21 protein-coding genes and 2 pseudogenes are annotated in these 25,017 nt (G+C 59.0%); 11 read left to right on the top strand and 12 right to left on the bottom strand.

What is annotated here, in order from left to right; genetic code table 11:
• Nucleotides 1-25 precede the first annotated feature (25 nt).
• Nucleotides 26-823 (top strand): inositol monophosphatase family protein, encoded by a 798-nt coding sequence (locus ASG68_RS25315; protein ID WP_062584120.1) that lies wholly within the window; start codon nt 26-28, stop codon nt 821-823.
• A gap of 12 nt (nt 824-835) precedes the next feature.
• Here ASG68_RS25315 and ASG68_RS25310 read toward each other — a convergent pair.
• Both ASG68_RS25310 and ASG68_RS25305 read right to left on the bottom strand, forming a co-directional pair.
• Nucleotides 836-1,998: pseudogene (locus tag ASG68_RS25310) on the bottom strand (amidohydrolase).
• 28 nt (nt 1,999-2,026) lie between these two features.
• Nucleotides 2,027-3,232: a diaminopropionate ammonia-lyase gene (locus ASG68_RS25305; RefSeq protein WP_062584119.1), complete on the bottom strand. Its 1,206-nt coding sequence runs from the start codon at nt 3,230-3,232 to the stop codon at nt 2,027-2,029.
• A gap of 101 nt (nt 3,233-3,333) precedes the next feature.
• Here ASG68_RS25305 and ASG68_RS25300 point away from each other — a divergent pair, with 101 nt between their 5' ends.
• Entirely contained in the window at nt 3,334-3,804 is a 471-nt protein-coding gene (locus ASG68_RS25300; protein ID WP_062584118.1) for an Lrp/AsnC family transcriptional regulator, read from the top strand.
• Here the strand turns inward: ASG68_RS25300 and ASG68_RS25295 are convergent, their stop codons facing one another.
• Entirely contained in the window at nt 3,805-4,455 is a 651-nt protein-coding gene (locus ASG68_RS25295) for a DUF922 domain-containing Zn-dependent protease (RefSeq protein ID WP_082478606.1), read from the bottom strand.
• 111 nt (nt 4,456-4,566) lie between these two features.
• On the opposite strand from ASG68_RS25295, the gene ASG68_RS25290 reads away from it, so the two are divergent.
• Nucleotides 4,567-5,130, top strand: coding sequence for a hypothetical protein (locus ASG68_RS25290; protein WP_062584116.1), 564 nt, complete (start codon nt 4,567-4,569; stop codon nt 5,128-5,130).
• A gap of 227 nt (nt 5,131-5,357) precedes the next feature.
• Nucleotides 5,358-8,387, top strand: a complete 3,030-nt coding sequence (locus ASG68_RS25285) for a calcium-binding protein (RefSeq protein WP_062584115.1) — start codon at nt 5,358-5,360, stop codon at nt 8,385-8,387.
• Between the two features lie 60 nt (nt 8,388-8,447).
• Here the strand turns inward: ASG68_RS25285 and ASG68_RS25280 are convergent, their stop codons facing one another.
• A complete protein-coding gene (locus tag ASG68_RS25280) occupies nt 8,448-9,338 on the bottom strand; it encodes a LysR family transcriptional regulator (protein WP_062584114.1) in 891 nt (296 codons plus the stop codon).
• A 163-nt stretch (nt 9,339-9,501) separates the two neighbouring features.
• Between ASG68_RS25280 and ASG68_RS25275 the strand changes: the two genes are divergently transcribed.
• A complete protein-coding gene (locus ASG68_RS25275) occupies nt 9,502-10,395 on the top strand; it encodes a DMT family transporter (RefSeq protein WP_062584113.1) in 894 nt (297 codons plus the stop codon).
• Nucleotides 10,396-10,501: 106 nt separating this feature from the next.
• Nucleotides 10,502-11,020, top strand: coding sequence for an acyl-CoA thioesterase (locus ASG68_RS25270; protein ID WP_062584112.1), 519 nt, complete (start codon nt 10,502-10,504; stop codon nt 11,018-11,020).
• A 1-nt stretch (nt 11,021) separates the two neighbouring features.
• On the opposite strand, the gene ASG68_RS25265 is transcribed toward ASG68_RS25270, so the two are convergent.
• The 7 genes and pseudogenes from ASG68_RS25265 to ASG68_RS25235 form a co-directional block, all read right to left on the bottom strand.
• Complete coding sequence (locus tag ASG68_RS25265; RefSeq protein ID WP_062584111.1) at nt 11,022-11,711, bottom strand: MOSC domain-containing protein; 690 nt, start codon at nt 11,709-11,711, stop codon at nt 11,022-11,024.
• Nucleotides 11,712-11,718: 7 nt separating this feature from the next.
• Nucleotides 11,719-12,273, bottom strand: coding sequence for a redoxin family protein (locus ASG68_RS25260; protein WP_062604026.1), 555 nt, complete (start codon nt 12,271-12,273; stop codon nt 11,719-11,721).
• Between the two features lie 54 nt (nt 12,274-12,327).
• Nucleotides 12,328-12,873, bottom strand: coding sequence for a carboxymuconolactone decarboxylase family protein (locus tag ASG68_RS25255; RefSeq protein ID WP_062584110.1), 546 nt, complete (start codon nt 12,871-12,873; stop codon nt 12,328-12,330).
• A gap of 75 nt (nt 12,874-12,948) precedes the next feature.
• Nucleotides 12,949-13,665 (bottom strand): hypothetical protein, encoded by a 717-nt coding sequence (locus tag ASG68_RS25250; protein ID WP_062584109.1) that lies wholly within the window; start codon nt 13,663-13,665, stop codon nt 12,949-12,951.
• Between the two features lie 36 nt (nt 13,666-13,701).
• Nucleotides 13,702-14,349 carry a MarR family winged helix-turn-helix transcriptional regulator gene (locus tag ASG68_RS25245; protein ID WP_062584108.1) on the bottom strand — a complete coding sequence of 216 codons (648 nt, stop codon included), beginning with the start codon at nt 14,347-14,349 and terminating at the stop codon, nt 13,702-13,704.
• Between the two features lie 148 nt (nt 14,350-14,497).
• A pseudogene (locus ASG68_RS25240) lies at nt 14,498-16,111 on the bottom strand (DNA translocase FtsK); the annotation flags it as partial.
• A 1,245-nt stretch (nt 16,112-17,356) separates the two neighbouring features.
• A complete protein-coding gene (locus ASG68_RS25235) occupies nt 17,357-17,623 on the bottom strand; it encodes a WGR domain-containing protein (protein ID WP_062584107.1) in 267 nt (88 codons plus the stop codon).
• Nucleotides 17,624-18,064: 441 nt separating this feature from the next.
• On the opposite strand from ASG68_RS25235, the gene repA reads away from it, so the two are divergent.
• The 5 genes from repA (at nt 18,065) to ASG68_RS25210 (ending at nt 24,210) form a co-directional block, all read left to right on the top strand.
• Nucleotides 18,065-19,276 (top strand): plasmid partitioning protein RepA, encoded by a 1,212-nt coding sequence (repA, locus tag ASG68_RS25230; protein ID WP_062584106.1) that lies wholly within the window; start codon nt 18,065-18,067, stop codon nt 19,274-19,276.
• Nucleotides 19,277-19,305: 29 nt separating this feature from the next.
• Nucleotides 19,306-20,322, top strand: a complete 1,017-nt coding sequence (gene repB, locus ASG68_RS25225; RefSeq protein WP_244484327.1) for a plasmid partitioning protein RepB — start codon at nt 19,306-19,308, stop codon at nt 20,320-20,322.
• A 235-nt stretch (nt 20,323-20,557) separates the two neighbouring features.
• Nucleotides 20,558-21,817 carry a plasmid replication protein RepC gene (repC, locus tag ASG68_RS25220; RefSeq protein ID WP_062610247.1) on the top strand — a complete coding sequence of 420 codons (1,260 nt, stop codon included), beginning with the start codon at nt 20,558-20,560 and terminating at the stop codon, nt 21,815-21,817.
• Nucleotides 21,818-22,213: 396 nt separating this feature from the next.
• The gene (locus ASG68_RS25215) at nt 22,214-22,714 is read left to right on the top strand and encodes an NUDIX hydrolase (protein WP_062584511.1); all 501 of its coding nucleotides are present in this window, start codon (nt 22,214-22,216) and stop codon (nt 22,712-22,714) included.
• A 359-nt stretch (nt 22,715-23,073) separates the two neighbouring features.
• A complete protein-coding gene (locus tag ASG68_RS25210; protein WP_082478610.1) occupies nt 23,074-24,210 on the top strand; it encodes an RHE_PE00001 family protein in 1,137 nt (378 codons plus the stop codon).
• 21 nt (nt 24,211-24,231) lie between these two features.
• On the opposite strand, the gene ASG68_RS25205 is transcribed toward ASG68_RS25210, so the two are convergent.
• Nucleotides 24,232-24,969, bottom strand: coding sequence for a helix-turn-helix transcriptional regulator (locus ASG68_RS25205; RefSeq protein ID WP_062604028.1), 738 nt, complete (start codon nt 24,967-24,969; stop codon nt 24,232-24,234).
• Nucleotides 24,970-25,017: the final 48 nt, after the last annotated feature.

Here is a 25,017-nt window from a genome sequence, read left to right as displayed (position 1 = left end):
ACAGGATCAGAAAAGGACCATATCCATGACATCGCAGATTTCCGGGCTCGACACGCGTTTCGCGTTGGCTGAGGCTATGGCCAGGGAAGCGGGCGCCGTTGCGCTCGACTATTTCAACAAGCGCGAAACGCTGGTGATCGAAACCAAGCGTGATCCGCAGGACGTCGTCTCGATTGCCGACCGAGAGGTGGAAACCCTGATCCGCGCCCGTGTCGCCGAAGCCAATCCGAATGACGGCTTCCTAGGGGAGGAATATGGTCTGGTAGCGGGAAGCTCCGGTTATACTTGGGTCGTCGACCCTATCGATGGCACCAGCCCCTTCGTCAACGGCATGCCCAACTGGTGTGTCTCCATTGCCGTTCTCCATGATGGCGAGCCGGTGATCGGCGTCATCCATGCGCCCTGCCATGACGAGCTTTATTCCAGCGCATCCGGCAAGGGTGCCACACTGAACGGCAAGGTGCTAACCCTCGATCCTTCACGCACCATCCGCAACGCCGTCACGGGCATCGGCGCCAACAATTACGTAACACCGGCTTTCGTGGCTCGGATGGTCGAGAGCTTGCTGGAGGCAGGCGGCAATTTCATCCGAAACGGTTCCGGCGCGCTGATGCTCGCCTATGTCGCGGCCGGCCGTCTCGTCGGCTATTACGAGCCATACATGCATGCATGGGATTGCCTTGCGGGCTACTGCCTCGTGAAGGAGGCCGGCGGCTGGTATCATCCATTCCCGGTGGACGGTGAGCAACTCACGAAGGGCGCGCCGGTGCTAGCCGCAGCTCCCGGTGCACGTGATGACCTTATGAAGATCGCCGGGCTGTAAGGCCCAGTCGGATCAGCGGACGGTACCGCCGAGCCGCCGATGAACGATCGCCTGATGCAGTCGCGCGCCGAACAGCAGGCCATAGTCGTTGAAATCATAGTTCGGATTGTGCAGCGGCGCCGACTGTGCGCCGTTGCCGACGAACATGAAACATCCCGGCACATGATCGAGGAAACGGGCGAAATCCTCTGACGCTGTGATGGGTTCACGCGCCAGGCGGATGTTATCCGTTGGAAAGACCGTTGCAGCGGCTGCGAAAGCCTCTTCAGTCAACGCTGGATCGTTGATCAGCGGCACGAATTCGCGGGTATAGTTGACCTCGGCTGTGACATTATAGGAGAGCGCCATTCCTTGCGCGATGACCCGCATCTGCTTCTCGATCTCGGCACTGATCTCCGGCCGGAAACTGCGGGCATCACCAAGGATGCGGGCACTGCCCGGCAGTGCGTTACGCGTCCCGTCGGTGATGAGTTCGGTGACAGAGACCACGCCGATCTCCGTCGGATTGAGCCGACGCGAGACGATCGTCTGCAAGTTGGTCACCAATGCGCAGGCGGCAACGAGAACTTCATTGCCGGAGTGCGGGCGGGCGGCATGACCACCGACGCCAGTCAGCACGATTTCGAAATTATCCTCCGCCGACATGATTGGCCCGCTCATGCACTCGAAATGGCCAACTGGCAGGCCGGGCATGTTGTGGAGACCGTAGATTTCTTCGAACGGAAAACGCTCAAAAAGCCCATCTTCGATCATCGCCAATGCGCCCCTACCCCATTCTTCCGCCGGCTGGAAGATGGAAGCGCACCGTGCCGTCGAAACCACCGTTTTCAGCAAGAAGCGTTGCGGCGCCGAGCAAGATGGCGGTGTGGCCGTCGTGGCCGCAGGCATGCATCGTGCCCGGGGTCAGTGAAGCGATGGGCATGTATTCCCTGCTCGGAGATGCGCAGTGCATCCATGTCGGCTCGCAGCGCGATGCTGCGATTGCCGATGCCGCGCTTCAATGTGCCGACGACACCCGTGCCGCCGATGCCCTCGGCAACATCCAGTCCAAGGTTTCGGAGCGTCGCCGCGATGAAGGCCGAGGTTCTTTTCTCCTCGAAACCAAATTCCGGATGAGCGTGCAGGTCGCGCCGCCAGCCGGTCATTGTTCGATGCAGAGCTTCAAGATCGGTCATGCCAGTTCTTCCTGTTTGCCGATGCGGCTTACGCAACGACCCGCTTGCCAGCACGGACTTCCGCGAAAGGAATGCCGACAAGTTCGAGATATCGCTCCGGGTCGGTTGCACCTTCGGTGTTGATGACGAGGATGCGGGAGGTCTTGTCGAGTTTCAACGCCGCCTTTGCTGTCGGATCGGAAAGTGCGCGGATGATACCGGCAAGCCCGGCACCGCCGCTTTCGCCGGCGACGATGGTGGGATCATCGCCGAGCGGGCGGGCGAGCCTGTTCATCACATCGATAGCATCCTGCTCCTCGACCGTCATGAAAGCATCGGCGACACGCGACAGGATCCGCCAGGCGACCAGCGACGGTTCGTAGCATTCGAGCATCGCCATGACTGTCGGTTCGCCATGCGGAATCCTGACCGGATGCCCGGCGCGGGCCGTTTCGTAAAGGCAGGCAGCGCGGGCGGGATCGACCACCACGAAAGTCGGACGTTTTCGGCCGAGAACGAGGGACAAATGTCCGGCGGCGGCGGCTGCTATGCCGCCGACGCCCGATTGGACGAAGACATGGGTTGGAGGTTGCGGCATCTGCCGCAATGCCTCCTGAACCAGTGCCGTATATCCCTGCATGACCAGGCCGGGGATGCGCTCGTATCCCGGCCATGATGTATCCGAAACGATGGTCCAGCCCTTCTGCGTTGCGACACTGGCGGCTTCTGTGACGGAGGTATCATAGGTGCCGTCGACCCGGATCATTTCGGCACCGAACCGGGCGATGGCGGCAACTCGACCGTCGCTGACGCCGGAATGGACGAAGATCGCGGCTTTGCCGCCGACCAGTTGCGCACCCTGCGCGACGGATCGTCCGTGATTGCCATCGGTCGCACAGGCGAATGTCATGGTGGCGGCGATGGCGCGGACATCCGCCGTCTGCAATTCGGAAACATCGACCGGACGGCCGAGCACCCGTGTGGCTTCCTCCAGCACCAACCGGATCACCGCATAGGAGCCACCGAGCGCCTTGAAGCTGACGAGGCCCAGCCGATGGCCTTCGTCTTTCACAGCGATCGCGCCGACGCCGAGATAATCGGAAAGCGCCGGAAGGGAATGCAGCGGCGTCGCGGCATGGTCCGTCCGGTATCCGAGAAAGCGTTCGACTTCACGGGCGGCAGAAAGCCCGAGTGTTTCGGCATCGACAGCACCGAGTGGTTGATTGTGGTCCGGTTGTGTGTTGAGCAAAAACATGTGATTTCCTCTGTTCGGCAGAGTTATATTGCAAACAGCACGAACCAGGCGCTGCAATTTGGCCCGCGTTTTGCAAGTTTGTTTCGCCGGAGGGGATAAACATGACTGGCCGCATTGCTCTTGATCCGTTTGATATCGCCATCCTGCGCATCCTGCAGGAAGACAACACGACGCCGCAGCGGCGGATCGGCGAGGCCGTCAACCTGTCCGCGCCGGCCGTGCAGCGGCGCATCAAGAGGATGGAGAAAACCGGCGCCATTCGCGGGAATTTCGCTTTGCTAGACCCTGCCAAGGTCGGCCAGCCAATCACGATTTTTGTCGAGGTAGAGGTCGAAAGCGAACAATCGGAGAAGATCGACGCGCTCAAGCGGCGATTTTCATCGGCACTTGAAGTGCAGCAATGCTACTACGTCACCGGCGAGGCCGATTTCATCCTGATCCTTCTGGTCACGGACATGGCGCACTATGAACGGCTGACCCGCAGCCTGTTTTTCGATAGCGGCAATGTCCGCAAGTTCAGGACCTTTATTGCCATGGACAATGTCAAATCGACACTGACGGTGCCGCTTTGATCAGCCGCCGTTCACCAGATTGAGGATCAACTGGTGGACATTGCCACCATTGCTCAGTTCGACGCTGTCGAAATCCCGGCTTTTCTGCCTTTGCTCCTGTGACAGGACACCGAGGCGCGACGTCAGTTCGGTTCTGATCTTCTTGCAATCGGGATCATTTGGCACGGACAGGCCGACCGACATGGCCTCGATCGCTTTGACCATATCCTTGATATGATCGCCATGAATGCGCTCGTGCGCCTGAACGCCGGCGATGAATGTTTGCCACTTGGCGGCGGTGGAGGGCGGCAGTTTTCCCGCGGGCTTCGGAAGCGTATAGGTGATGATGAGCTTTGGTTTGTTCGTCACGATCGTGCAGCCTCCGCCCTGCGGCTCGTATTTGCGCGTCCAGGTCAGCTTGAAATTGGTATGGGCGATGGCCCGAACAAGCCCCGTGCCCGGTCCGCGCTCGCCGATCGAGGCATAAAGCTCGGCCCCGGTTTTTCCCTGGATCGAATAGGTCTGCACCTTTTCCACCGCTTGCCATTCGGCATGGGCTGAAAGAGGAAGCGTGAGGAGGCTGCAAAACAGGATGGACACTCGGGCGGCAGTTTTCACGCAAACCTCATTTTGACGGTACGGGCGCTCTATCAGTCGAAGGCGGTCTACCATGGTTTCGTTTGCGCGCGATATCCCCCGAAAGGGAAAGGCTACGATACCGTAAGCCCCTTGTCGTCGTCGCATCGATCTGCAAGAAGCTGTTGATCTGTCTGGGAGAATTGAGTGAGCGACGCATTCGGTTTCATGTTCGGCTTTTACGGCCTGTTGCTTGGTCTCGCCGTCGCCGAGGTCGCATCCGGGTTTTCCCGTGCCTATGACGAACGTGACAAGCGCAAGATCGGGATCGTCGCGCCGCTGTTCGGCATCCTGCTGCTCGTCGATCTCATCAGTTTCTGGATGAATGCATGGGCCTACCGGGACCTGCCCGACGTCAGCTATCTGATCGCGCTGGCCGTGGCGCTTGTCGCGCTTCTCTATTATTTCGCGGCCACCCAGATTTTTCCGAAAGCAACCGAACGCGCGACGCTCGATATCCATATTATGGAGCACCGGCGTGTCGTGGTCTTCTGCGTACTCACAAGTAACCTGATCACGCAGATTCCGCCGGCGACCATGGCGTTCACGACGCCTTGGCCAACGTCGCAGATCATTCTCTGGTCCTGCCTCAATCTTGGATATTATATCCTCTTGAGCACGGCGGCTCTCGCCAAGAGCAAGAAGGTCGTCAGTATCGTCGTCGCCTTCGCCATCCTCTATGTTACCTGTGCCACGCTCATCTTCGCCTGATCCTGGCGGAATTACTCTTGGCTCAGGCCAGCAATCTCAAACGTGCAGTTCCCCCAGAAACAGGCCCCAATCTTTCCGTGTGAGCAGATGCGGTCACGACGGGTTGCATATCCGTCAACGAACCGCGGTGGTGAAACTTCCAACGTTCAAAGCAGCATTTCACGCCGTCCGCATCGCGGTCGGTGATGGAATGCTGTTGTCCGAAACACAGGCTATGGGTGAGCAAAGTGGCTACCAAATACGGAACACAGGCATCGGAAACGCTGACCGGCACCAACGATCAGGATTACATTTACGGTCTCGGCGGCAATGACAAGATCTACGGTCTTTTCGCCCGCGATGTGCTGTCGGGTGACGAAGGCAACGATACGCTGAGCGGCAGCTTCCAGGATGATACGCTCTCGGGTGGGCTCGGCGCGGACACGCTGTCCGGCGGCCAGGGCAACGACATTCTGATGGGCGGCGCGGGCGCCGATACCATGCGCGGCGGCTCCGGCGATGACACTTTCATCGATTCGGCTCTCGGGGACTTCAAGGGTGATGTCATCGACGGCGGTCTCGGAACCGACACGGTTGATTTCAACCTGCAGGCCAATAAGGCGGGCGTCACCTTCACGGTGCAGGATCCGACCAAGACGGTCAATCTGTTTGGCTTCACGGTCACCGATATCGAGCAATACGCCATTTCGGCGACCAATTTTGCTGACGTTTTGAACGGTGGCCGCTGGAGCGACCGCTTCAGCGGCCAAGCCGGCGCCGACAAGCTCTATGGCAACGGCGGCAACGACTTTCTCGACGGCGGTGACGGCAAGGACTTTCTGTCTGGTGGCCAAGGTGACGACTATCTCCGCGGTGGCGAAGGTGATGACCGTTTGTCCGGTAGCTATGGGGACGACAATCTCTCCGGCGGTACCGGCAACGACACGATCACCGGCGGCAATGGCGATGACGCGCTGTACGGCGACGAAGGCAACGATACGCTCGATGCCGGCAGCGGCGACGATTATTTGTGGGCGGGCGATGGCAATGATACGCTGCTCGGCGGCGCTGGCAACGATTACATCATTACCGGCAGCGGAACCAACAAGGTGGAGGCCGGTTCGGGGGACGACCAGATCCTGATGACGTTGGGTGATGGCAAGGACACCGTCGATGGTGGCAGCGGCAACGACCTGATCGAGATTCGCAATATCACCGGCAGCTTTACTGCCAAGGCGTCGAACGTGGTGAACACGCTTTCCGATGGCTCGACCATCGTCAATATCGAGAATTACGACCTTTACGGTACAAACGCCAGGAACACGATCGTCACCCTCGGCGGAAAGGATCACATCGTCACCTATGATGGCGACGATGCGGTGAAGGCCGGAGCCGGCGATGACTATATCGATGGCGGCGCGGGTAACGACAAGTTGTATGGTGAAGCGGGCAATGACACGATCTTTGCGGGATCGGGCAAGGACTCGATCTATGGCGGTGCGGGGACCGACACCGTCTATATCGACAAGTACAGCTATCAGACGGTCAACTACACGTTCGATGTCGTCAACGGCAAGGGAACGCTGTCGGATGGCTCCTTTGCGGCAGATACCGAGATCTTCAACATCTTCACCTCGGCCTATGGTAACGACATCCTCAAGGCTGGTAATGCCCACAGTGTCTGGTTCAAGTCCTATGACGGCAACGACCAGCTTTATGGCGGCAATGGTGACGACCTGCTCGACAGCGGCCTCGGCGATGACAAGGTCGTTGGCGGCAAGGGAGACGATCTGATCTACGATCTCGGCGGCAACAACACCATCTCCGCCGGCGATGGCGATGATACGGTCCACCTGTCGATCTTCGAAGCTCACACCGGTGGCGATACGACGACACTCGACCTCGGCGCCGGCAACGATACCGTCGAGTTCAATGCCGGCATTGGCTATACCTATGGCAAGTTGGTCGCCGATGGCGGCAGCGGCACCGATCTCGCCGAGATCGATCGCAATGAAACGACGAAGGCGTTGACCTTCACGCTGAGCGCGAACGCCACGCTCGTTAATGGCGATGTGACGCTGAAGAATTTCGAGCGGATCGATATCACCGGCGGCAGCGGCGCCGACAAGTTCACCGGTGGCAATCTCTCCGATACGCTGGATGGCAATGACGGTAATGATACGCTGACGGGTCTCGGCGGCGACGACTGGATCTATGGCGGTAATGGCCGCGATATCCTGAAGGGCGGCGATGGCTCGGACGAGATCTGGGGTGCCGGAAGCAATGGCGATACGGACGCCGATACGATCGATGCCGGCGCGGGCAACGACTTTGTCCATATCAACGGCGGCGACACCGCCATCGGCGGCAGCGGCACGGACCGGGTTTACGTCGATGTCTCGGCGCTGACGACGGGTGTGAAATTCACCTTCTCCACCGGCACGGTAAAGGTCAATTCGACCACCACCTTCTCCGGCATGGAATCACTCGACTTCGTCGGTACCAAGGGCAACGACACTGTGACCGGCAGTTCCGGCGATGATATCCTGCGCGGCAATGCCGGCAACGACACGCTCAACGGCGGCAACGGCAAGGACATCCTCTATGACGATGCCGGCAACGACACGCTGAATGGTGGTTCCGGTGACGACTGGTTTACTCGCAACGAGTTCACCGGCAAGGACGTCTTCGACGGCGGCTCCGGCACCGATACGCTCGATTTCAACTATTATGGCTATGACAACTCGGTGAAACTCGATCTGCTCGACCAGACCTTGAACGACGGCCTTGCCCTTGGTCTCACCGTCAAGAATGTCGAGCGCATCTGGGGCACCAGCCAGGACGACGATATCCGCGGTTCGAATGCTGGGGAATGGATCTGGGGTGGGACGAAGGACGACCTGCTGCTGGGGCGTGGTGGCGATGACACGCTGAATGGCGGCTCCGGCGGTGATTTTCTGACCGGCGGCACCGGCAAGGACACGTTCCAGTTCAACTACGTCACCGATGGTGGCGACCGGATCACCGATTTCAAGCGTGGCGAGGACAAGATCGGCCTCGACGATATCGGCTTCGGCCTGACACAAGGCACCACAATCAAGCTCGTTCTCGCTGATGAGGCGGATTTCACCACGACAGGCCCGACATTCCTTTTCGAGAAGGACGCGCATCGTCTCTGGTTCGATGCCGATGGCAAGGGTGGTGACAAGGAAGCCGTGCTGATAGCCACCTTCGACAATCTGTCGACGCTCAGCACCAACGATTTCATCCTGAGTTGATCTTTGGTGAATATGCGGCTCGCCTCCGTCAGATTGCGGGGGCGGACCGATTATTTTGACTCAGCTTGCCAATGTCAGGCCGCCAAGACGGCTGATATCCTTCTCGATCTCGCCGATCAGCGTATCCAGAGCCGGGTTACGTGACCGCCTGGCGCGCCGCACGACATAAGCAAGGGCGGGTGGTGCCGGCAGGCGCGTGTTGACGATTTGCATATCGCCGCGCAGGTGCCGGTCGCTCAGCAGTGCTACGCCCATCGCCGCATTCGTGGCCGCGACGATGCCGGCGGCGCTCGAGCATTCAAAGACGGTTTCGAGGACCACGTCGTCATCTTGGCCGATATCGAGCGCCCATTGCCGGTAGAAGCATTCATCGTCGAATGACAGGAAGGGGATCGGGCCGCTCTGCGGCAGCGGCAGGTCCGGATGTTTGACCCAATGGAGGTTTTCCCGGAATAGCACGGCGTCTGTGGGGCGCACTTCATGCGCGAAGACCTGGATGATCGCGGCATTGAGTTCGCCGCGGTCCAGCATGGTGCGCAGGACGAGGCTCATCCGCACCCGGGTACGGACGGAAACGTTGGGATGCAGGCGTTTGAACCGGCCGAGGATGCGGGCGAGATCGCTGCACGCAGTATCTTCCGTCAGCCCGAGATCCAGACGGCCGGCGAGCGGCGTCTTTGAGAGGCTCAGAAGCGCTTCGTCGTGCAGGCCGAGAATGCGCCCGGCGTAATCGAGCAGATCCTCGCCAGCCGAGGTGAACATCGGCGCACCGGTGCGGCGGCCGAGCAGCTCGCAATCGAGGTTTTCCTCCAGCCGCCTGATCTTGTGGCTGACGGCGGATTGGGAAAGGCCAAGCGCGCTCGCGGCGCGCGTCACCCCACCCTGCTGGCGGATTGCGCAGAGCGTTCGCAGGGCATCGATCTCCAGGCGCCGATTTTTCAGTTCTTCCATGCTTAGCCAGTCCTCTTGCGTTGACGACACTTGATACCACGCAATACAGAATGCATGACAAAGTTTCTGCAAATGTCATGGTTTCATCGAAATTTGTCATGTGCGTCGTGTCGGTAATGCCGATATCCGGTGGTCAACGTTCTCGTCATCTTCCAGGCCTCCCATGACTGACCTGCCGCTTACCTCATCCCTTTCTCGCAACAGGTTTCTGTGGCCACTGCTCGCGACGCTGCTGATCATCGGCTGGAGTTCCGGCTTCGTCGGCATCCGCTATGCGAGCGAAGAGGCGAGTGTCGTGCTGGTTCTGTTCTGGCGCACGCTGCTCTCCGGCCTGATCCTCCTGCCGTTTGCTCTTGCCATCGGCCCGAAGATCAGCTTGCGGATGATCGGCGACCAGATGCTGTTCGGCGTGATGGCTGTGTTTCTCTATCTCGGCGGTTTCGCGCTGGCGATCGAGCAGCGCGTGCCGACCGGGCTGGTTGCGCTGATCTCCGACCTCCTGCCGCTGGCCATTGCCGGCCTGTCACAGCCGATGCTTGGCGAGCGCCTGACACGCCGGCAGTGGTTGGGAACGGCGATTGCCGTCGCCGGTGTGCTGGTTGTCTCTTTCGACAGCCTGAGCTTCGGCACGGCGCCGCTCTGGGCCTATGGGCTGACGGTTGGGTCGATGCTCGTCTTCGCGGTTGCGTCGGTTCTTCACAAAAGGCGGCAGGTGCGGCATATGCCGGTTCACCAGAGCCTGTGCATCCAGACACTCACGGGCTCGGTATTGTTCGGCCTCTGCGCGCTTTGGCAGGGCAATATTGTGCCGCCGATGACGACGGCTTTCGCCGTGGGCATGGTCTGGCTGGTGTTTTTCGCCACCTTTCTCGCCTATGCCGTCTACTACACCAGCCTTCGGCTGTTTCCGGTCGCCAAGGTCAGCGCGGCGATCTATCTCAGCCCACCGGTGACGATGCTCTGGGCCGGGGCGCTGTTTTCCGAGCCGCTGACGGCGGCGATGTTTGTCGGTCTGGTGGTCACCCTTGTCGGGGTCTGGATGACCTCGCGCAGTTGAAAGCCGGGATCAGTGCCGCGGAAGGCGTTGAACCGTTGCCCGGGGGATGTCAGGTTAGATTGGCGCCGCAGTCCGGCGGCTGATATCGGGGAACGAAAGCAGGCACATGGAAAACACCGAGTCCAAATCCCGCCATCTCGAAATGACGGTTCTGATGACACCCGATATGGCGAATTTCAGCGGCAAGGTTCATGGCGGCGCGCTGCTCAATCTGCTCGACCGTGTCGCCTTCTCCTGCGCGTCCCGCTATTCCAAGCAATATGCCGTGACACTGTCCGTCGATCAGGTCGTGTTCAAGGAGCCGATCAATGTCGGGGAGCTCGTCACCTTCCGGGCGGCCATCAACCATACCGGCCGCACTTCGATGGAGGTGGGTATCCGGGTGGAGGCGGAAAACATCCGGTCCGGCACGAGGCGCCACACCAATTCATGCTATTTCACCATGGTCGCCGTCGATGATACCGGCCGCCCGGTCGCCGTTCCTCAACTCGAATGTCACGATCCCGTCGAAGTTCGCCGTAATGAAGCGGCCGAGTTGCGGCGCGCGTTGCGGCGGGAATTTGCCCGGCGCATGGAGCATGTCAGCACCACCGGCCGCGACCCATTGGCCGCCTCTGACGAATAGATCATTGCGCCCCGTCCAGACGTTTTGACCAATCCTCGACCCGATTGCTTTCCAACCGCCGCGTGGCATGTGTGCGCCAGCCTTCGGCGAGGCGGTCGAGGGCTGCAATGCCGGCCAGTTCCGTCCGGTTGAGCGTATCGACGTAGAATGCGCGCCAGATGCGCTTCAGTGTCCAGCCCGGCGAGCGTCGCTCCACCAGCGTCAGGTCATCCTCGGGGGTAACCACACCCGGCGTCAGGACGCGATAATACCACCCTGTCCTACCCGTCGCCTGCACCTGTCGCGCCATGTCCGATCGGTCGAAGCGTGCATTGAGCTTCCAGCACGGCTGTCGGCCCTGGCTGACTTCGACGACGGCGGTGCCGAGCGCGAAGACGTCGCCGATGGCAACAGTGTCCTCGGTCAGGCCAAGGGCGGAAATATTCTCTCCGAAGGCGCCGGGAGAGGCGAATTGCGGAAGCGCGCCGAAATCGCGTCGCCACTCTGGGTAATGATCGAGCGGATAGTGGTGCACAGCCTTTCCGGGTCCGCCGTGGCGTACCGTATCGCCCTGCCGGTCGCCGGAAAATCCGGTTTCCGACAGGGTGAGTGGACCGTCGACCGCGGATTTGACGATGCCGCTCGGGACATGCTTTGGCCCCAGTGGTGCGACATCGCCGATACGCAGGCTGAGCAAGGGAATGCGGGTCATGACGTCCTCATGCTGCCGCGTCCGGGATGGCACAGCGACCATCGGCACAGCCGTCATCGCCGGCTGGCTGGTCTGCGCGTTCCGGAAGCGGAGCGGCAAGCGCCATGGCCACCCTTGCGCCAAGCGCAATGTCGTCCTCGACGCCGAAGATCTGGTGCAGGATCGTTCCATCCCGGCCAATCAGCACGGACGAGGGCGTCCCGCGCAGCCCGTAGCGCCGCATGGTCACCGGAATGTTCGAGCCGTCTTCCGCGAGATCGACACCAACCGGGGATCGCAGCCGATATTCATGGAGGAAAGCCTGCAGTGTGACCGGCGTCATGGCCGCGTGATGTTCGAACACCGTGTGGAGCCCGATGATTTGCAGGTCGCTTTGGGCGAAGACACGCTCAAGGCGCTGGACCTGCGGGATGGCTTGCGAAACACAGCCCGGGCAGAGAAGCTGGAAGCTGTGGAGAAAGACCGGGCGGCCACGAAGGCCGGCCAGCGTCAGCGGGGTTGGCGTATTGAACCACTGGCTGACAGCCAGTTCCGGGGCGACTGGGAGAGATGAAGTAGACATGTCTGATCCTTTCAAGGGGGCGAGCAGCTTTGAAAGCCGCCCGCCCGTGCGCGGTCAGGCCGCGCGCGTCAGCTTCACGTCGGGAAAATCAACCGGGACATTCAGCGCGACATTGATGTAATTGGTGAAGAGATTGAGAGCGATGTGGGCGATGATCTCGACGATTTCACCGTCATCGAACCCGGCTGCCCGCAAGGCTTCCACGTCGTCAGCGGTCACACCTGCGCGTGTCTCCACCACCTTGATGGCGAACTGCAGCGCGGCTTCGATGCGCGGGTCCGCCGAGCGGCCGGCCTGCGCCTCGGCCATTTCTTCGGCGGTGGCGCCTGCCTTGCGGCCAAGGCCCGTATGGGCGGCGAGGCAATAGTGGCAGGCATTGCGGTCAGCAATCGCAACGGCGATCTGCTCGCCGAGCTTGGCACCGAGCCGGCCGCCGCCGAGCGCACCGAACGAACCCCACATGCTGGTGAGAGCCGCCGGGGAATTGGCCACGGCCTTGAACATGTTCGGCACGACGCCGAACGCTGCCTTGATCTCCGCAAGCTGTGCGCCGGTCGTACCGGTTGCGTTTTGCGGGTCGATGAGAGTAATCCTTGTCATGTTCTTTCCTTTCATTTGCCTGGAGGGGAGGAATTTGCCGGTCCGGGGATGGCAGTCTCCGGACCGGCGCTTGGTTTACTTGGCCGGCATGACCTTGCCGGGCAGGCTCAGATCGCCAGAGGCGACCTTGAAGACATTACTGACGCACAGCAGCGGTGCATGCAGGTTTCCGTTGACCTTGAGGCCGGCGGTCACGCCGTCATAGGAGACACCGGCAAGGCCGCCGATCAGCGACAGCGGGATTTCCACATCCACCGTGTCGCCCTTGAAAGTGGTCGGGTATTCAGGGCTGTCGATCAGCAACGGAACGCCCGGCCAGGTTTCCGGCACTTTCGGCTTGGCGCCTTCCGGGATATCGACGACCTTCAGGCCAGCGCCGCAGGCTGCGTCCTTGGCGAGCACCACCCAATGCGGATGCCAGACATGGCGGTTCTTGCCGCCCTTGGCCGCATCGTCGAAATCTGGGTGGAAAGTGACGGCGAGCGCGACGATGCCCTGCGCCTTGTCGAAACCGATGTCGCCGCTGTCGAGGCTCGTCGGCCAGACATAGGCATAAACGCTGGCCCCTTCGAACTTGCCGGTCGCATCCGGCTTGTCCTTGCCGGCCTCGCCGCGCACGCGCGTGGTGAAGACGGCACTGTCGCCCTTCGTCGCGATCGTCGTTTCGATGATGTCAAAGGAGGCATTGACCGCGTCCTTCGGTTCCGCCTTGACGGAGTGGGCTGAGGCTGTCGACAGCCAAAGCGATGCCGTTCCGGCGATGAACGCGCCGGTCAACAGTGTCCTGAACATGATATTGTGTTCCTTTCCTGCCTGGAGGGTTTGGGATTATCCCGGTTGAAATGCGTTCCAGGTGGCAGCCCGGAATGCGGGATCGGCTTCAAGATGATCGCGGCAATCGATGCGGAGTTCCCGCTGGCCGAAGGCCTCGTCCACGAATTTGCAATGATGCGGCCGCGCCGGATCCGGATGGACATTCGGCGCGAAATACTGACAGCTGACACAAATGCGCTGAACCGGGATTGCTCCCGCTTCCTGCAGCTGGCGGATCATCGTGACGAGGCTGACAAGCAGGGTCTCCTGCGTGTCCGCATCCAGCGATCCGACTGCCTGTTCCGCGAGGCCGTTCTCGTCGCCGGCTTCCTTCAAGACTGAAAGCCCCTCGTCTGTCAGCGCAACGCGGACGGCACGCTTGTCGTTTGGGCCTTGGCGCTTTTCGATCAGTTGCTTGCGCTCCAGCGCATTGATCGAGTCCGTCGCGGTCGGCTGCGACACACCGAGATGGGCGGCAATCTCCTTGACGCCAAGCCCGTCTTCATCGCGCCCTTCCAGCAGCGTGAGAATGGCAAGCTGCGTCGGATTGAGCCCGGTCGCCTTGGCCTTGTTCCATTCGTCAATGCGCATGGCCATGCCGACGCGCGACAGGCCTTCGCGTATTCGGTAGTTGATCGAGAGTGGGTTTTTCGGCGTTTCCATGCGTCTTATATATAGGAGTCCTATATAATTACAAGATGGAAATTCGAATTTTATCGGGCCGCGCTGTTTCCGGCCGGATGATGGCTGTGGGCAAAACGCAAATCGGGGGCGCAAGGCCCCCGAAATAATTGATAACGCTGATTGAAGTTTACTCGTCGTCGCCGACTGGCAGTTCCACGCTCTCACGCCCACCGGACAGGATCGCGCGCTTGCCGACATGGTTGGCGGCACCGACCAGCCCTTCCCGCTCCATCCGCTCCACCAGCGAGGCGGCCTTGTTGTAGCCGATCGACAGCCGGCGCTGGATATAGGAGGTCGAGCATTTCTTGTCGCGCAGGACGACCTTGACCGCCTTGTCGTAGAGGTCGTTGCCGTCTTCCTCGGCCATCGAACCCTTGTCGAACACGGCGCCATCTTCCTCGACCGCTTCTTCTGCTTCTTCTGCATCTTCGGTGACCGTGCCGAGATATTCCGGTCGTCCCTGTGTCTTCAGATGGGCAACGACCTTCTCGACTTCCTCGTCGGAAACGAAGGGACCATGTACACGGGCGATGCGGCCGCCGCCGACCATATGCAGCATGTCTCCCTGCCCCAGCAGGTGTTCCGCGCCCTGTTCGCCCAGGATCGTGCGGCTGTCGATCTTCGAGGTCACCTGGAAGGAGATACGGGTCGGGAAGTTGGCCTTGATCGTGCCAGTGATGACATCGACCGAGGGGCGCTGTGTCGCCATGATCAGATGGATACCGGCGGCGCGGGCCATCTGCGCCAACCGCTGGATGGCACCTTCGATCTCCTTGCCGGCAACCATCATCAGGTCGGCCATCTCGTCGACGATGATGACGATATACGGCATCGGAGCGAGGTCCATTTCCTCCTGCTCGTAGACAGGTTCCCCCGTCGAGCGGTCGAAACCGGTCTGCACGCTGCAAAGGATGGTCTCGCCCTTGGCGCGGGCGGTTGCCGCGCGTGCATTGAAGCCGTCGATATTGCGTACGCCAAGCCGCGACATCTTGCGATAGCGGTCTTCCATCTCGCGCACGGCCCATTTCAGCGCCATCACGGCCTTCTTCGGGTCAGTCACGACCGGTGTCAGGAGATGCGGGATACCGTCGTAGACAGAGAGCTCGAGCATCTTCGGATCGACCATGATCAGGCGGCATTCTTCCGGCTTCAGCCGATAGAGCAGCGAGAGGATCATCGTGTTGATGGCCACGGACTTTCCCGAACCGGTGGTGCCGGCGACCAGCAGATGCGGCATCTTTGCGAGTTCGGCGACAACAGGTTCGCCACCGATCGTCTTGCCGAGGCACAGCGCCAGCTTGAAGCGGGTTTCGCCGTAGTTTTCCGACTCGATCAGTTCGCGGAAATAGACAGTTTCGCGCACCGGATTCGGCAGTTCGATACCAATCACATTACGGCCGGGAACCACTGCGACACGTGCCGAAAGTGCCGACATAGAACGGGCGATATCGTCGGAAAGACCGATGACGCGCGATGACTTCACGCCCGGCGCTGGCTCGAATTCATAGAGCGTCACGACCGGACCCGGACGAACATCGATGATCTCGCCGCGAACGCCGAAATCCTCCAGCACGCTTTCGAGAAGGCCGGCGCTCTGCTCCAGTGCCTCCTGGGTGATAATTGTCGTTTCTTGGAAGCCTGGCTCCTGAAGCAAATCGACTGGCGGGAAGACATATTCACCGTCCGAAATTGCGAGATGCGCCTCGGTGATCATTGCCGGCGTTTCGATACGAGCGACCGGTAGCGGGGTTTGAATCTGAACCGGCGTTGCCACAACGGCCGGAACCGGCAAGGTGGGCGTCGGCAAGACTGTCGCGGGTAAAATCGGGGCTGCCAATGCGGGGACGACGGGCGGTTTTGGTTGGAGCGCCGGTCTTGCCGTTGCAGGAGCTGACGCAGATGACTTTACCTCTCTTGCGGCCCGTATCGGCGCTTTCAACACAGGCGCGGTCGGCAGCGAAAGCTTCGGCGCCGGTATCGTGCCGGCCGATGCGCCAGCCGGCCTGATGCCGATCTCGCGGTAAAGGGCTGTCACGGAATTGGCCGCGATTTCGACCTCGGGCGCTTTCCAGGAAACTGTTGGAGCCAGCACGTCCAGATCGGCGTCCATGTCCATCGCGTCCCAGAAAACCTGGTCGGAAACATGGAACGAAAATACAGGCTGTGGCTCGACAGCCATCGGTGCGGCCGAATTGACAGGCTCTTCGATGGCCGTCTGTTCCGTGGGGAAGCAGGCAAGATCGACGTCGGCTGAGGCGGGCGGCTGATAGCCCGGAATGGTCTTCTCCATACGCGCCGCCGCGACAGCACTCATCTCGCGCATCAGACGCAGCGACAGGGCCTGGATGCCATAGGCCGGCATTGCATCGTCGATTGCGGGAGCCTCAGGCGTTGGAGCGGCTTCGACGACTTCTGGCTGTTCCTCGACAGAGGTAACCAAAGCCGCTGGCTCCTCCTTTTGCCCGGACCCCGGACGCTTGGAATAAACGCTTTCCGGCGTGCGGGTGAAGCGGACGTTCGGACCCAGAACGAAGGCACTTTGCCAGACCGGGGCATCATCCCTTCCTTCGATTTCGCTCGCGGCCATCGCGTCGGTGTCGGCACCGGTATGAGAGGAAACTTCGATATGGTTTGCATGCGGCGCGCCATAGATGCGGCGCTGTAATTCTGTCCTTGCCTGCTGGTTTTCCGGATCGGCGGGGTGTTCTCCCGAGTTATCGAAGCCGTTTGAAAAGTTCGTTCGGGAAAGACGCATATTCACCTGCTCACTCAAAATTCACGGGCAATGGGCACACCCTTCTTCAATAGAAAATAAAGGTTAATCGCCCCTTTCCAGTGACCTGTTTTTGCAGAAATTCCCTGACCCCCGCAGGGAGATGCGCATGCACGAACTTGGCAAAATTTACTATTTTATGCCGGTTTTCGCCGGTTTTCGGCGTTTTCCCGGCCTGCATTCGTGATGGAACAGTTTGATCTGCGGTGGCGCTCAGGCCGTTACCAAATTAAGCTTTTTACAGGGTCGATACCCTCGTGCGCGCTTGCGGCGCGTGAGATAAAGGAAGAGGTCCACCGCTTCTTTTTCCTGGGAGAAGTGGTGCGATTTGCTCTGTCCGCGCTTGCCGATCCTTCCCCAGAAGCGGGTGAGGCAGACTTCCCCGAACAGGGTCGCGGAGATTTCCATGGCGTAATAGCGTGCCATGTTTTTTGAGGCGTCAGCGCGTTCGATATAGAGATGGTAGGGTTGCTTGATCATGCCGCAAGAATCGGAAATTCAGCGGCGGACGTCCAACGAGACTTATGAATCGATCCGACGTCATTGATTCATGTTGGTGATGGAACGACTGCCATCTGCACCCTGCAGGGGGATGCGAATCGCATGCATATTTCGGTTGAATGGATCGAATCGCGCTGCTTGGGTCTTTTCAAAGGTGGGGAAGCGGAAAAACGTCTCCAAATGAGTCAAAATCCTGTGGGATTCATCGCGTGCGATGGAGGGTGTGAAGCGATGCGAATATACATTTTAACTATATGATTTTCATCAGCAAAATGAATAATCCGAGAAGCCGTCGCTGAGAATAATGCCTCTCTTTACGAATGGTTGTGTGACGGTATCGTTTGACGAAAATTGGGAATCGGTCAATTGTCACTCGACGGAAAATCACTGACGATCACGGAAAAACCGTCGTGAGGGAAAATGAGAGCGAACCAGCGACCTATCGAACCTGCGGAGTCTTCGGCAACGAAGATCAGCCGGCAGTCGCAACTGCTGTCCGCTCAACTCCAGTCGATCCGCGAACGCCTTTACGAACCGGAGATTGCGAAGTCCCTCAAGACATTTACCTCGCGCGACGTTGCCGCAATGCTTGGTATCGCGGAATCGACGCTGCGGCAAATGTCGCTGGACGGAGAAAGCGCGATACCCGAGCGGCTCGAAAATGGCCGCCGAATCTACACGCTTTCGCAGATTAACCAGATCAGGGAACATCTGGCGCTAAAGCGTCCCGCTGACGCGCTGGACTTTCTTCCGCGTCGCCGTGAAGGTGAAAAGCTTCAGGTCATTGCCGTCGCCAACTTCAAGGGTGGCTCCGCCAAGACAACGACAACGCTTCATCTGGCCCATTACTTGGCGATCCAGGGACTGCGCGTCCTTGCTATCGACCTCGATCCTCAAGCGTCACTGTCCGCGATGTTCGGCTATCAGCCGGAATTCGACGTCGATGAGAACGAAACCGTCTATGCCGCCATCCGCTATGATGATCGCCGCAGGCCGGTTCGCGAAGTGATCCGAAAAACCTATTTCGAAGGGATCGATCTTATCCCGGCGAACCTGGAACTGATGGAATACGAGCACGAGACGCCGCAGGCGATCGCCGACGGATATGGCCGTGGCGACAAGATTTTCTTCCGGCGACTGGCGGCCGTCATCGGCGAAGTCGAGGCGGACTATGACGTCGTACTGATCGATGCGCCGCCCCAGCTTGGTTATCTCACCCTTGGCGCTCTTTGCGCCGCCACCGGTCTGCTGATCACCATTCACCCTGCGATGATCGATGTGGCGAGCATGAATCAGTTTCTGGCGATGATGAGTGATCTCATGGGCGTGATCGAAGAACGCGGCGGTACGCTCAGTCACGATTTCATCCGCTACGTCATCACGCGCCACAATCCGAATGACGGCCCGCAGGTGAATGTGGTGACGCTGTTGCGGTCGCTGTTCAAGGAAGATGTGCTTGCTCCGGCGGTCGTCGAGACCACCGCGATCGCCAGCGCGGGTCTTGAGAAGAAAAGTCTTTACGAACTCACGAGGGGAAGCGTCGGGCGTGACACTTTGAGCCGCGCACTTGAGTCCGTTGACTCTGTCAACCGCGAAATCTTCCATCACATCAAGGACGTGTGGGGTCGATAATGGTCAATCCGAGAGAACGAAACCAGCGCATGAAAACCCTGTTTGCCAACGTCGATCCCGAGGCGTTGAACCGGCAGACAGCCACCACTTCTTCTGAAGCGGAGAAAAGACGCGTCGGCTCCGGCGCCGTCAAATCGATGGATCGCGCTTTCGTGTCGATCGAAGATGAAAATCAACGGCTTCATCAGCAGCTTTTGTCCTCTGAATCGATTGTCGAACTCGATCCGGACAAGATCATTCCATCCTTTGTGAATGATCGTCTCGATATCGAAGGCGACAAAGGTTTTCAGGCTTTCGTCGATGGTCTCAGGGAGACCGGGCAGAAGTTACCCATCCTTGTCCGGCCGCTGGCCGGCAAGCCGGATCACTACCAGGCTGCCTACGGTCATCGTCGCTTGCGCGCCTGCCAAATTCTCAATCGACCGGTCAAGGCAATCATCCGTGACTTGAGCGACGAGGAACTGGTTGTCTCGCAGGGCATCGAAAACTCCGAGCGCCTCAACCTGTCCTTCATCGAGCAAGCGCTGTTTGCGCTGACGCTGAAAGAGCGTGGATATTCCAGGGAGACGATATCGGACGCTCTTGGGCGGAAGGAAGGTCAGCGTCTCGCCTATATTTCCATTCTGACGAATACGGCCTCGCTGATCCCGGATGCCCTGATCCGACGGATCGGGCCGGCCTCTTCCGTTGGTCGACCCAATTGGGAGAAGCTGGGCGCCCTGATCCAGGATCGGAAGCTGAGCGCACGACAGTCGGAGATACTCGAAGATCTGTTGTCCGCCGATCTCTGGTCGAAAAGCTCGAGTGATCAGCGTTTCAATCTGGTTTTGGAATCCTTTGACCAATCGGCACGGCGGAAACCGGACGTGGTTGAAGTTTCCGTCGCGGGCGGCGTGATCATTGCTGCGAAGCGGACTGAAAACGCCACACGGATTTCCATTCCGGACAATCGCCTTCCCGGTCTATCAGGCTGGCTGCTGCAACGGCTGCCTGAACTCGTGGAGGAGTTTCAACAAAAACAGGGAAAGGGTTCTGGGATGACATAGTCACCAGAAATGGAAAAGGGTCCATCGACTGCAATCGGTAGACCCTTGAACCACGAGCCAACGGGCCAAATTGAACCGTCAACATCAGCTGTAACGATCTGATTCTAAGACGGACGAGTGTGTTAATCAAGCCTCTGTTACAGGCAGAGAGCGTTTTTTTGCGCCCCGAACCCGCTGGCTACCGCGAAATCGAATGATTGGAACTGCGCATCCTTGGATCCGCAGCGGGATAGCTATGACCCAAGAAGCTTCGGTGGCGTCGTTCAGACGCGTTACCCCTGGAATTGTCGCGAGCGCGCGACTGGCGATGGCAAACGACGTGCCTGATATCGGCAAATCGGAAATCGCCTTGCTGTTGAAGAAAGCAGCCCCCGTTCTGGGCATTGACGGGACGACCTATCACGTCATGGATATTCTGCTCGGACTGTCTCGCGCGGAAGACTGGAAGGGCAGTGGACGGCCCGTCGTTGCGATTTCGAACGCCAAGCTCGCAGAGTACACAATGCGCTCGGAGCGGACGGTGATCCGCTGTATCCGCAGGTTGGTTGAGGCGGGTATTGCAGCGTATCGAGACAGCTCGACAGGGCGTCGGTTTGTCTATCGCAATGACAGCGGTGAGGTGGTTGCTGGATTTGGGATTGACTTCACACCGGCGCGGGTGCGCGCTGACGAACTGAAGATTGCCGTCGATCAGTATCAGAAGCGCCTGAGTGAAGAACTTGCCGCCAGACGGGATATCGCAAGACTTTCGCGGGCGATCGAGGACATGTGCGCAGCATTCCCGGACGAGACTCTGGAGACGAGAAGTGAACTAGCGGCGATCCTGGATCAGGGCTCGGCGCCGGCTCAGCGGGCGCAGGCCATTGGAGACCTACACAGAAAGACTGCGTCCTCACTGGAAGATATGCATCATGCGTTTAATTTGACATGCGAGGGTGACAATCATGTCATGCCTTATATTAATACAACCCAAGAACCTTTAACTGAAAGTAAGAAAACATGGACCCGCTCTAACGAGCGGGACATAAAACAACCCGACCGCTACGAGGTCAAAGACGCTCCTGAAAAAAAGCGTGTCGAACCCGGATCAGCAAGACAAGCTCAAACTGTGGTTGGTGATCGCACGGTTGCGTCTATCCAGGGGGATGTTCTGGGTTCGGTGTCGGTTGGACTAATTCAGGCAGCATGCCCCGAAACTCAAGCAATGATCGCCACACAATTCGACACCTGGTCTGCACTCGGGCGCTCTGGGGAGACCTTGCGGCGGATGATAGGGCTATCAGAAGCCGGTTGGGCTGACGGCCAAAGGCGTGTTGGCCTCTATGCGGCTGCGGCAATCCTGGCGACTGTCCTCGAAAAATCGATCCGAGACCCCGAGCAAATTTCAAAACCTGGAGGGTACTTCCGCGCAATGGTCGACCGCGCGGTTGAAGGGCAGCTGAATCTCGAGCGTAGCCTCTTCGGTCTCGCCGATGGTCGGTACGGCATCTCATGAAGAGTAACAGCTGTTACTTTTGCCATCGAGTAGCTGCGCGCTGTTCGGACATTCTGGGTATGATGCAAAATGGGGGCGCGCACTTCGCCAGTCGCGGGTTTAACCAGGGGACGGTGGAGTGTGCGGTTTCGGAAGGGAAATCAGCATGTGAATTGAAGACGTTTTGGTTTGGCGCTTATTTCGCAGGTCTCTCTTGAGCGGCGAAACAAAAAGTAACAGCTGTTACTTTGCGGATAGCCGGAGCATGCCGATGTGTGTTTCGAACGGAACGCTGGACGATCGACGCAAGGATGGCTAAGCAGTCTCTTCATATATTCAAGTGATTTCAACTACACGCGTTTGAAACGGATCCGTGCGACTCTACGTATCCTCGCAGGACAACAGGTCATATTGCTTTTGGGCAGCTTAAAAAAAGATAGGGGCGCACGCCCGAAAACATTGCTGCAGCAACTCGCGGCAGCACCGGAATCATTATTCTCCGGTTCGTTCCGGCAGCAGGTGGCCGCCCTTTGCTATCGCATGTTGCCGGAGACCGGTGAGATCGAAATACTGGTAGTCACGTCGCGGGAGAGTGGTCGATGGGTCATTCCGAAAGGGTGGCCGATGAAGAACAAGGAACTTTACGAAGCTGCCGCAATCGAAGCCCTGCAGGAGGCCGGAGTTCGGGGTGCGGTTCGGAAGAAGGCGGTCGGAAGCTACACCTATCTGAAGACCCTCGATAACGGCGAGGTCGTGCCTTGCATTGTTGATGTTTTTCAGATCGAAGCAAAAGAGATCGTCCAGAAATTCAAGGAAAAGGGCGATCGCCGTATCGATTGGGTCAGTCCCGATGAGGCAGCGCGGCGTGTTCGCGAGGTTGAACTCAAATCTCTGATCATCGAGTTTATTCCGCGCTAGGGAATTGGGGTAGCAGCGCATGTGAATTTCGGCGGTGAGTGTGGAATTGAAGGCGCCTGACCGGTGCTGCCGCCCGAAAAATTTTCGAGGAAACTGGCGGCCCACCCTCGCCTCGCTCTCACTGAGACAAACTTGGTTCGAGTCTGTGGTTCCATGAGTGGAGATCGGCCAATCCACATATCAGTTGGAACTGACATACGATTTTACAGGGTAAGTTTCGGGGTCGAAATCCCGAGCCTTTGGTGCTAGATTCGTCACACTCAGCGACATATCGCTTCAGCGACCAATGCCCCGGATAATGGCATCCCGAGTGAAGAACACAAACTTCACTATAGAGTTCGTATGGATCTTCATTTAGCATAAAATCAATGCGTTACGATCTGTCTAAAATCACCATCAATAGCTTGCTGAGACCTATTTCCGAGGCCGGAAATGCGCTTGTCCGGCTTGATGAGCGCATCGCGCGTTCATTGATCGGCGCGGGATTCATTGAGCGGATGCACTTTACCGACGCCTGTGCATCACTATGGGTCGACGGCGAATTTGTCCATCTGGAAGACCTTGCCTTGCACGACGCAGGTCACGATGTTCGCGCGCCAACGCATGAACTGACCATCGCGCGAGATGTGCTGCGGACTCGTCGGCGCATCGTGACCCAGCCGGTCAATTGGGCGCTCAGCGGAGAGGGCTTGCGCAGCTTGCGTGGTGGCACCGTCAGGGCAATCGATGATGCTGGCTGCCGCCGTAACATTGCCGAGGGGAACATGGGATCACTCGCAAATCGAGAGCAGGAAAACGAAACAGATTTGGACGATGCCTTTGGCGTTGAGATGGCAGCGATTGACGCAGTGCTTGCTCGGTCGGATGCTGCGATAGCAGCCGCTAAAGCGCAAAACCGTGGAACGGGTGCTGATGACCGGGATCCTCTGGTGTACGAACCAGATTGGGATGAGGACGAGCGGCTCGAAGAGTGGCGTAACGTACTGCGTCATACGCAGGAATTTCCGCCGGTGCTCCAGGCCGCCGTTGCTCTGGATGCGTGGAATGAACTGGCGGTGCTGCAGCATGCGCCATGGCTCGGTCGATTGCTGGCGGCATCCGTCCTGCGGCAGTTCGGTGTTGCGACCGGCCCCCACCTACCCACCGTCAATCTCGGTCTCAAATCCATTTCGGTCGATCGGCGACGTCATCGTGATCGCGAAAATCGACTTGTCGCCATTGCGCATGGTTTTATCGCTGCTGCCGAGGCGGGACTGAAGGAACATGACCGGCTGGCACTGGCAAGAACCATGATGGAACGTAAGCTTCAAGGCAGACGGGCATCTTCCAAACTGCCGGAACTGATCGACCTCGTCATGGCTCGCCCTCTCGTCTCGGCCGGGATGGTTGCCGATGTTCTCGATGTGACACCGCAGGCCGCACGGCGCATCGTCGGTGAACTGGGTCTCAGGGAGATGACGGGACGGGGGCGGTTCAGGGCGTGGGGTATTCTGTAGCGGCCGAACCTTGCCTGATGGTTAGAGCCATCGGAGATTTGCCACCCGCGCGATAGCCTGAGTGCGGTTTCTGGCTCCGAGTTTCCTGCGGGCGTTGTCGACGTGAAATCGTACCGTCGTTTCCGTAATACCAAGCAGGTCGGCGATCTCCCTATCTTGTCTGCCATCGGCCAGAAACGCCAGGCAATCCCTTTCGCGGTCGCTGAGATGCGGGATATCGTCCTTGAGGCTGCCGGAAAAGTCCATCAACCGCTCCGTGAGGATCAAGCCGGCCATTTGCACGGCCCGCTCCATGTCGGCTCCTATATTGCGGTCGCCAAAACCGAGATGAAGGGAGGCGATAACCCCCTTGCTTCCGTAGGATGTTGCACAATGGGCATCAGCAATATCCGCCTCGCCGAGGGCTTCCCAATAGGCTCGGTACGCGGGAGCGTCATGCGGAGCAAAATCTGAAAAGCGGTAGCGTGTGCGATTTTCACGGATGGCGGAGACGAGTGGATTGCACTCGAAACAGATATAATTGAAGGCGCTGCTTCCGGGCCAGCGTTCCGGCGACATGCGGATGATCACGCCACCCGCCGCCCAGTGCGCCTCCGGAGTGAGCCGTGCCATCGGCCGTCGATAGAGACGGGTCTGGAGGTAGGTTGCGCCCATCCGGCTGGCGGCTCGAAAGAAACGGATGCTCGCGTCCTGCGGGGTGGCCGCCATCAATGCATCATCGGCAAGTTGCAACGCCTGACTAACCGCATTTCCACCCATGATGCTCAGTGTCCGATCGTGTGCCGCGAGCTGAGTTTACAGGAAAAA

This window comes from Rhizobium sp. Leaf453 (assembly GCF_001425605.1).
Classification (GTDB): Bacteria; Pseudomonadota; Alphaproteobacteria; order Rhizobiales; family Rhizobiaceae; genus Pararhizobium.
This window is presented reverse-complemented; position numbering and strand designations above follow the sequence as displayed.

What these genes read in the sequence shown, in the direction of transcription:
- ASG68_RS25250 (WP_062584109.1), bottom strand. Translation starts at nt 13,665, where the DNA reads ATGTTCAGGACACTGTTGACCGGCGCGTTCATCGCCGGAACGGCATCG.
- ASG68_RS25275 (WP_062584113.1), top strand. Translation starts at nt 9,502, where the DNA reads ATGACTGACCTGCCGCTTACCTCATCCCTTTCTCGCAACAGGTTTCTG.
- repA (WP_062584106.1), top strand. Translation starts at nt 18,065, where the DNA reads ATGAGAGCGAACCAGCGACCTATCGAACCTGCGGAGTCTTCGGCAACG.
- ASG68_RS25300 (WP_062584118.1), top strand. Translation starts at nt 3,334, where the DNA reads ATGACTGGCCGCATTGCTCTTGATCCGTTTGATATCGCCATCCTGCGC.
- ASG68_RS25305 (WP_062584119.1), bottom strand. Translation starts at nt 3,232, where the DNA reads ATGTTTTTGCTCAACACACAACCGGACCACAATCAACCACTCGGTGCT.
- ASG68_RS25205 (WP_062604028.1), bottom strand. Translation starts at nt 24,969, where the DNA reads ATGGGTGGAAATGCGGTTAGTCAGGCGTTGCAACTTGCCGATGATGCA.
- ASG68_RS25245 (WP_062584108.1), bottom strand. Translation starts at nt 14,349, where the DNA reads ATGGAAACGCCGAAAAACCCACTCTCGATCAACTACCGAATACGCGAA.
- ASG68_RS25255 (WP_062584110.1), bottom strand. Translation starts at nt 12,873, where the DNA reads ATGACAAGGATTACTCTCATCGACCCGCAAAACGCAACCGGTACGACC.
- ASG68_RS25260 (WP_062604026.1), bottom strand. Translation starts at nt 12,273, where the DNA reads ATGTCTACTTCATCTCTCCCAGTCGCCCCGGAACTGGCTGTCAGCCAG.
- ASG68_RS25265 (WP_062584111.1), bottom strand. Translation starts at nt 11,711, where the DNA reads ATGACCCGCATTCCCTTGCTCAGCCTGCGTATCGGCGATGTCGCACCA.
- ASG68_RS25270 (WP_062584112.1), top strand. Translation starts at nt 10,502, where the DNA reads ATGGAAAACACCGAGTCCAAATCCCGCCATCTCGAAATGACGGTTCTG.
- ASG68_RS25235 (WP_062584107.1), bottom strand. Translation starts at nt 17,623, where the DNA reads ATGATCAAGCAACCCTACCATCTCTATATCGAACGCGCTGACGCCTCA.
- repC (WP_062610247.1), top strand. Translation starts at nt 20,558, where the DNA reads ATGACCCAAGAAGCTTCGGTGGCGTCGTTCAGACGCGTTACCCCTGGA.
- ASG68_RS25295 (WP_082478606.1), bottom strand. Translation starts at nt 4,455, where the DNA reads ATGGTAGACCGCCTTCGACTGATAGAGCGCCCGTACCGTCAAAATGAG.
- repB (WP_244484327.1), top strand. Translation starts at nt 19,306, where the DNA reads ATGAAAACCCTGTTTGCCAACGTCGATCCCGAGGCGTTGAACCGGCAG.
- ASG68_RS25280 (WP_062584114.1), bottom strand. Translation starts at nt 9,338, where the DNA reads ATGGAAGAACTGAAAAATCGGCGCCTGGAGATCGATGCCCTGCGAACG.
- ASG68_RS25315 (WP_062584120.1), top strand. Translation starts at nt 26, where the DNA reads ATGACATCGCAGATTTCCGGGCTCGACACGCGTTTCGCGTTGGCTGAG.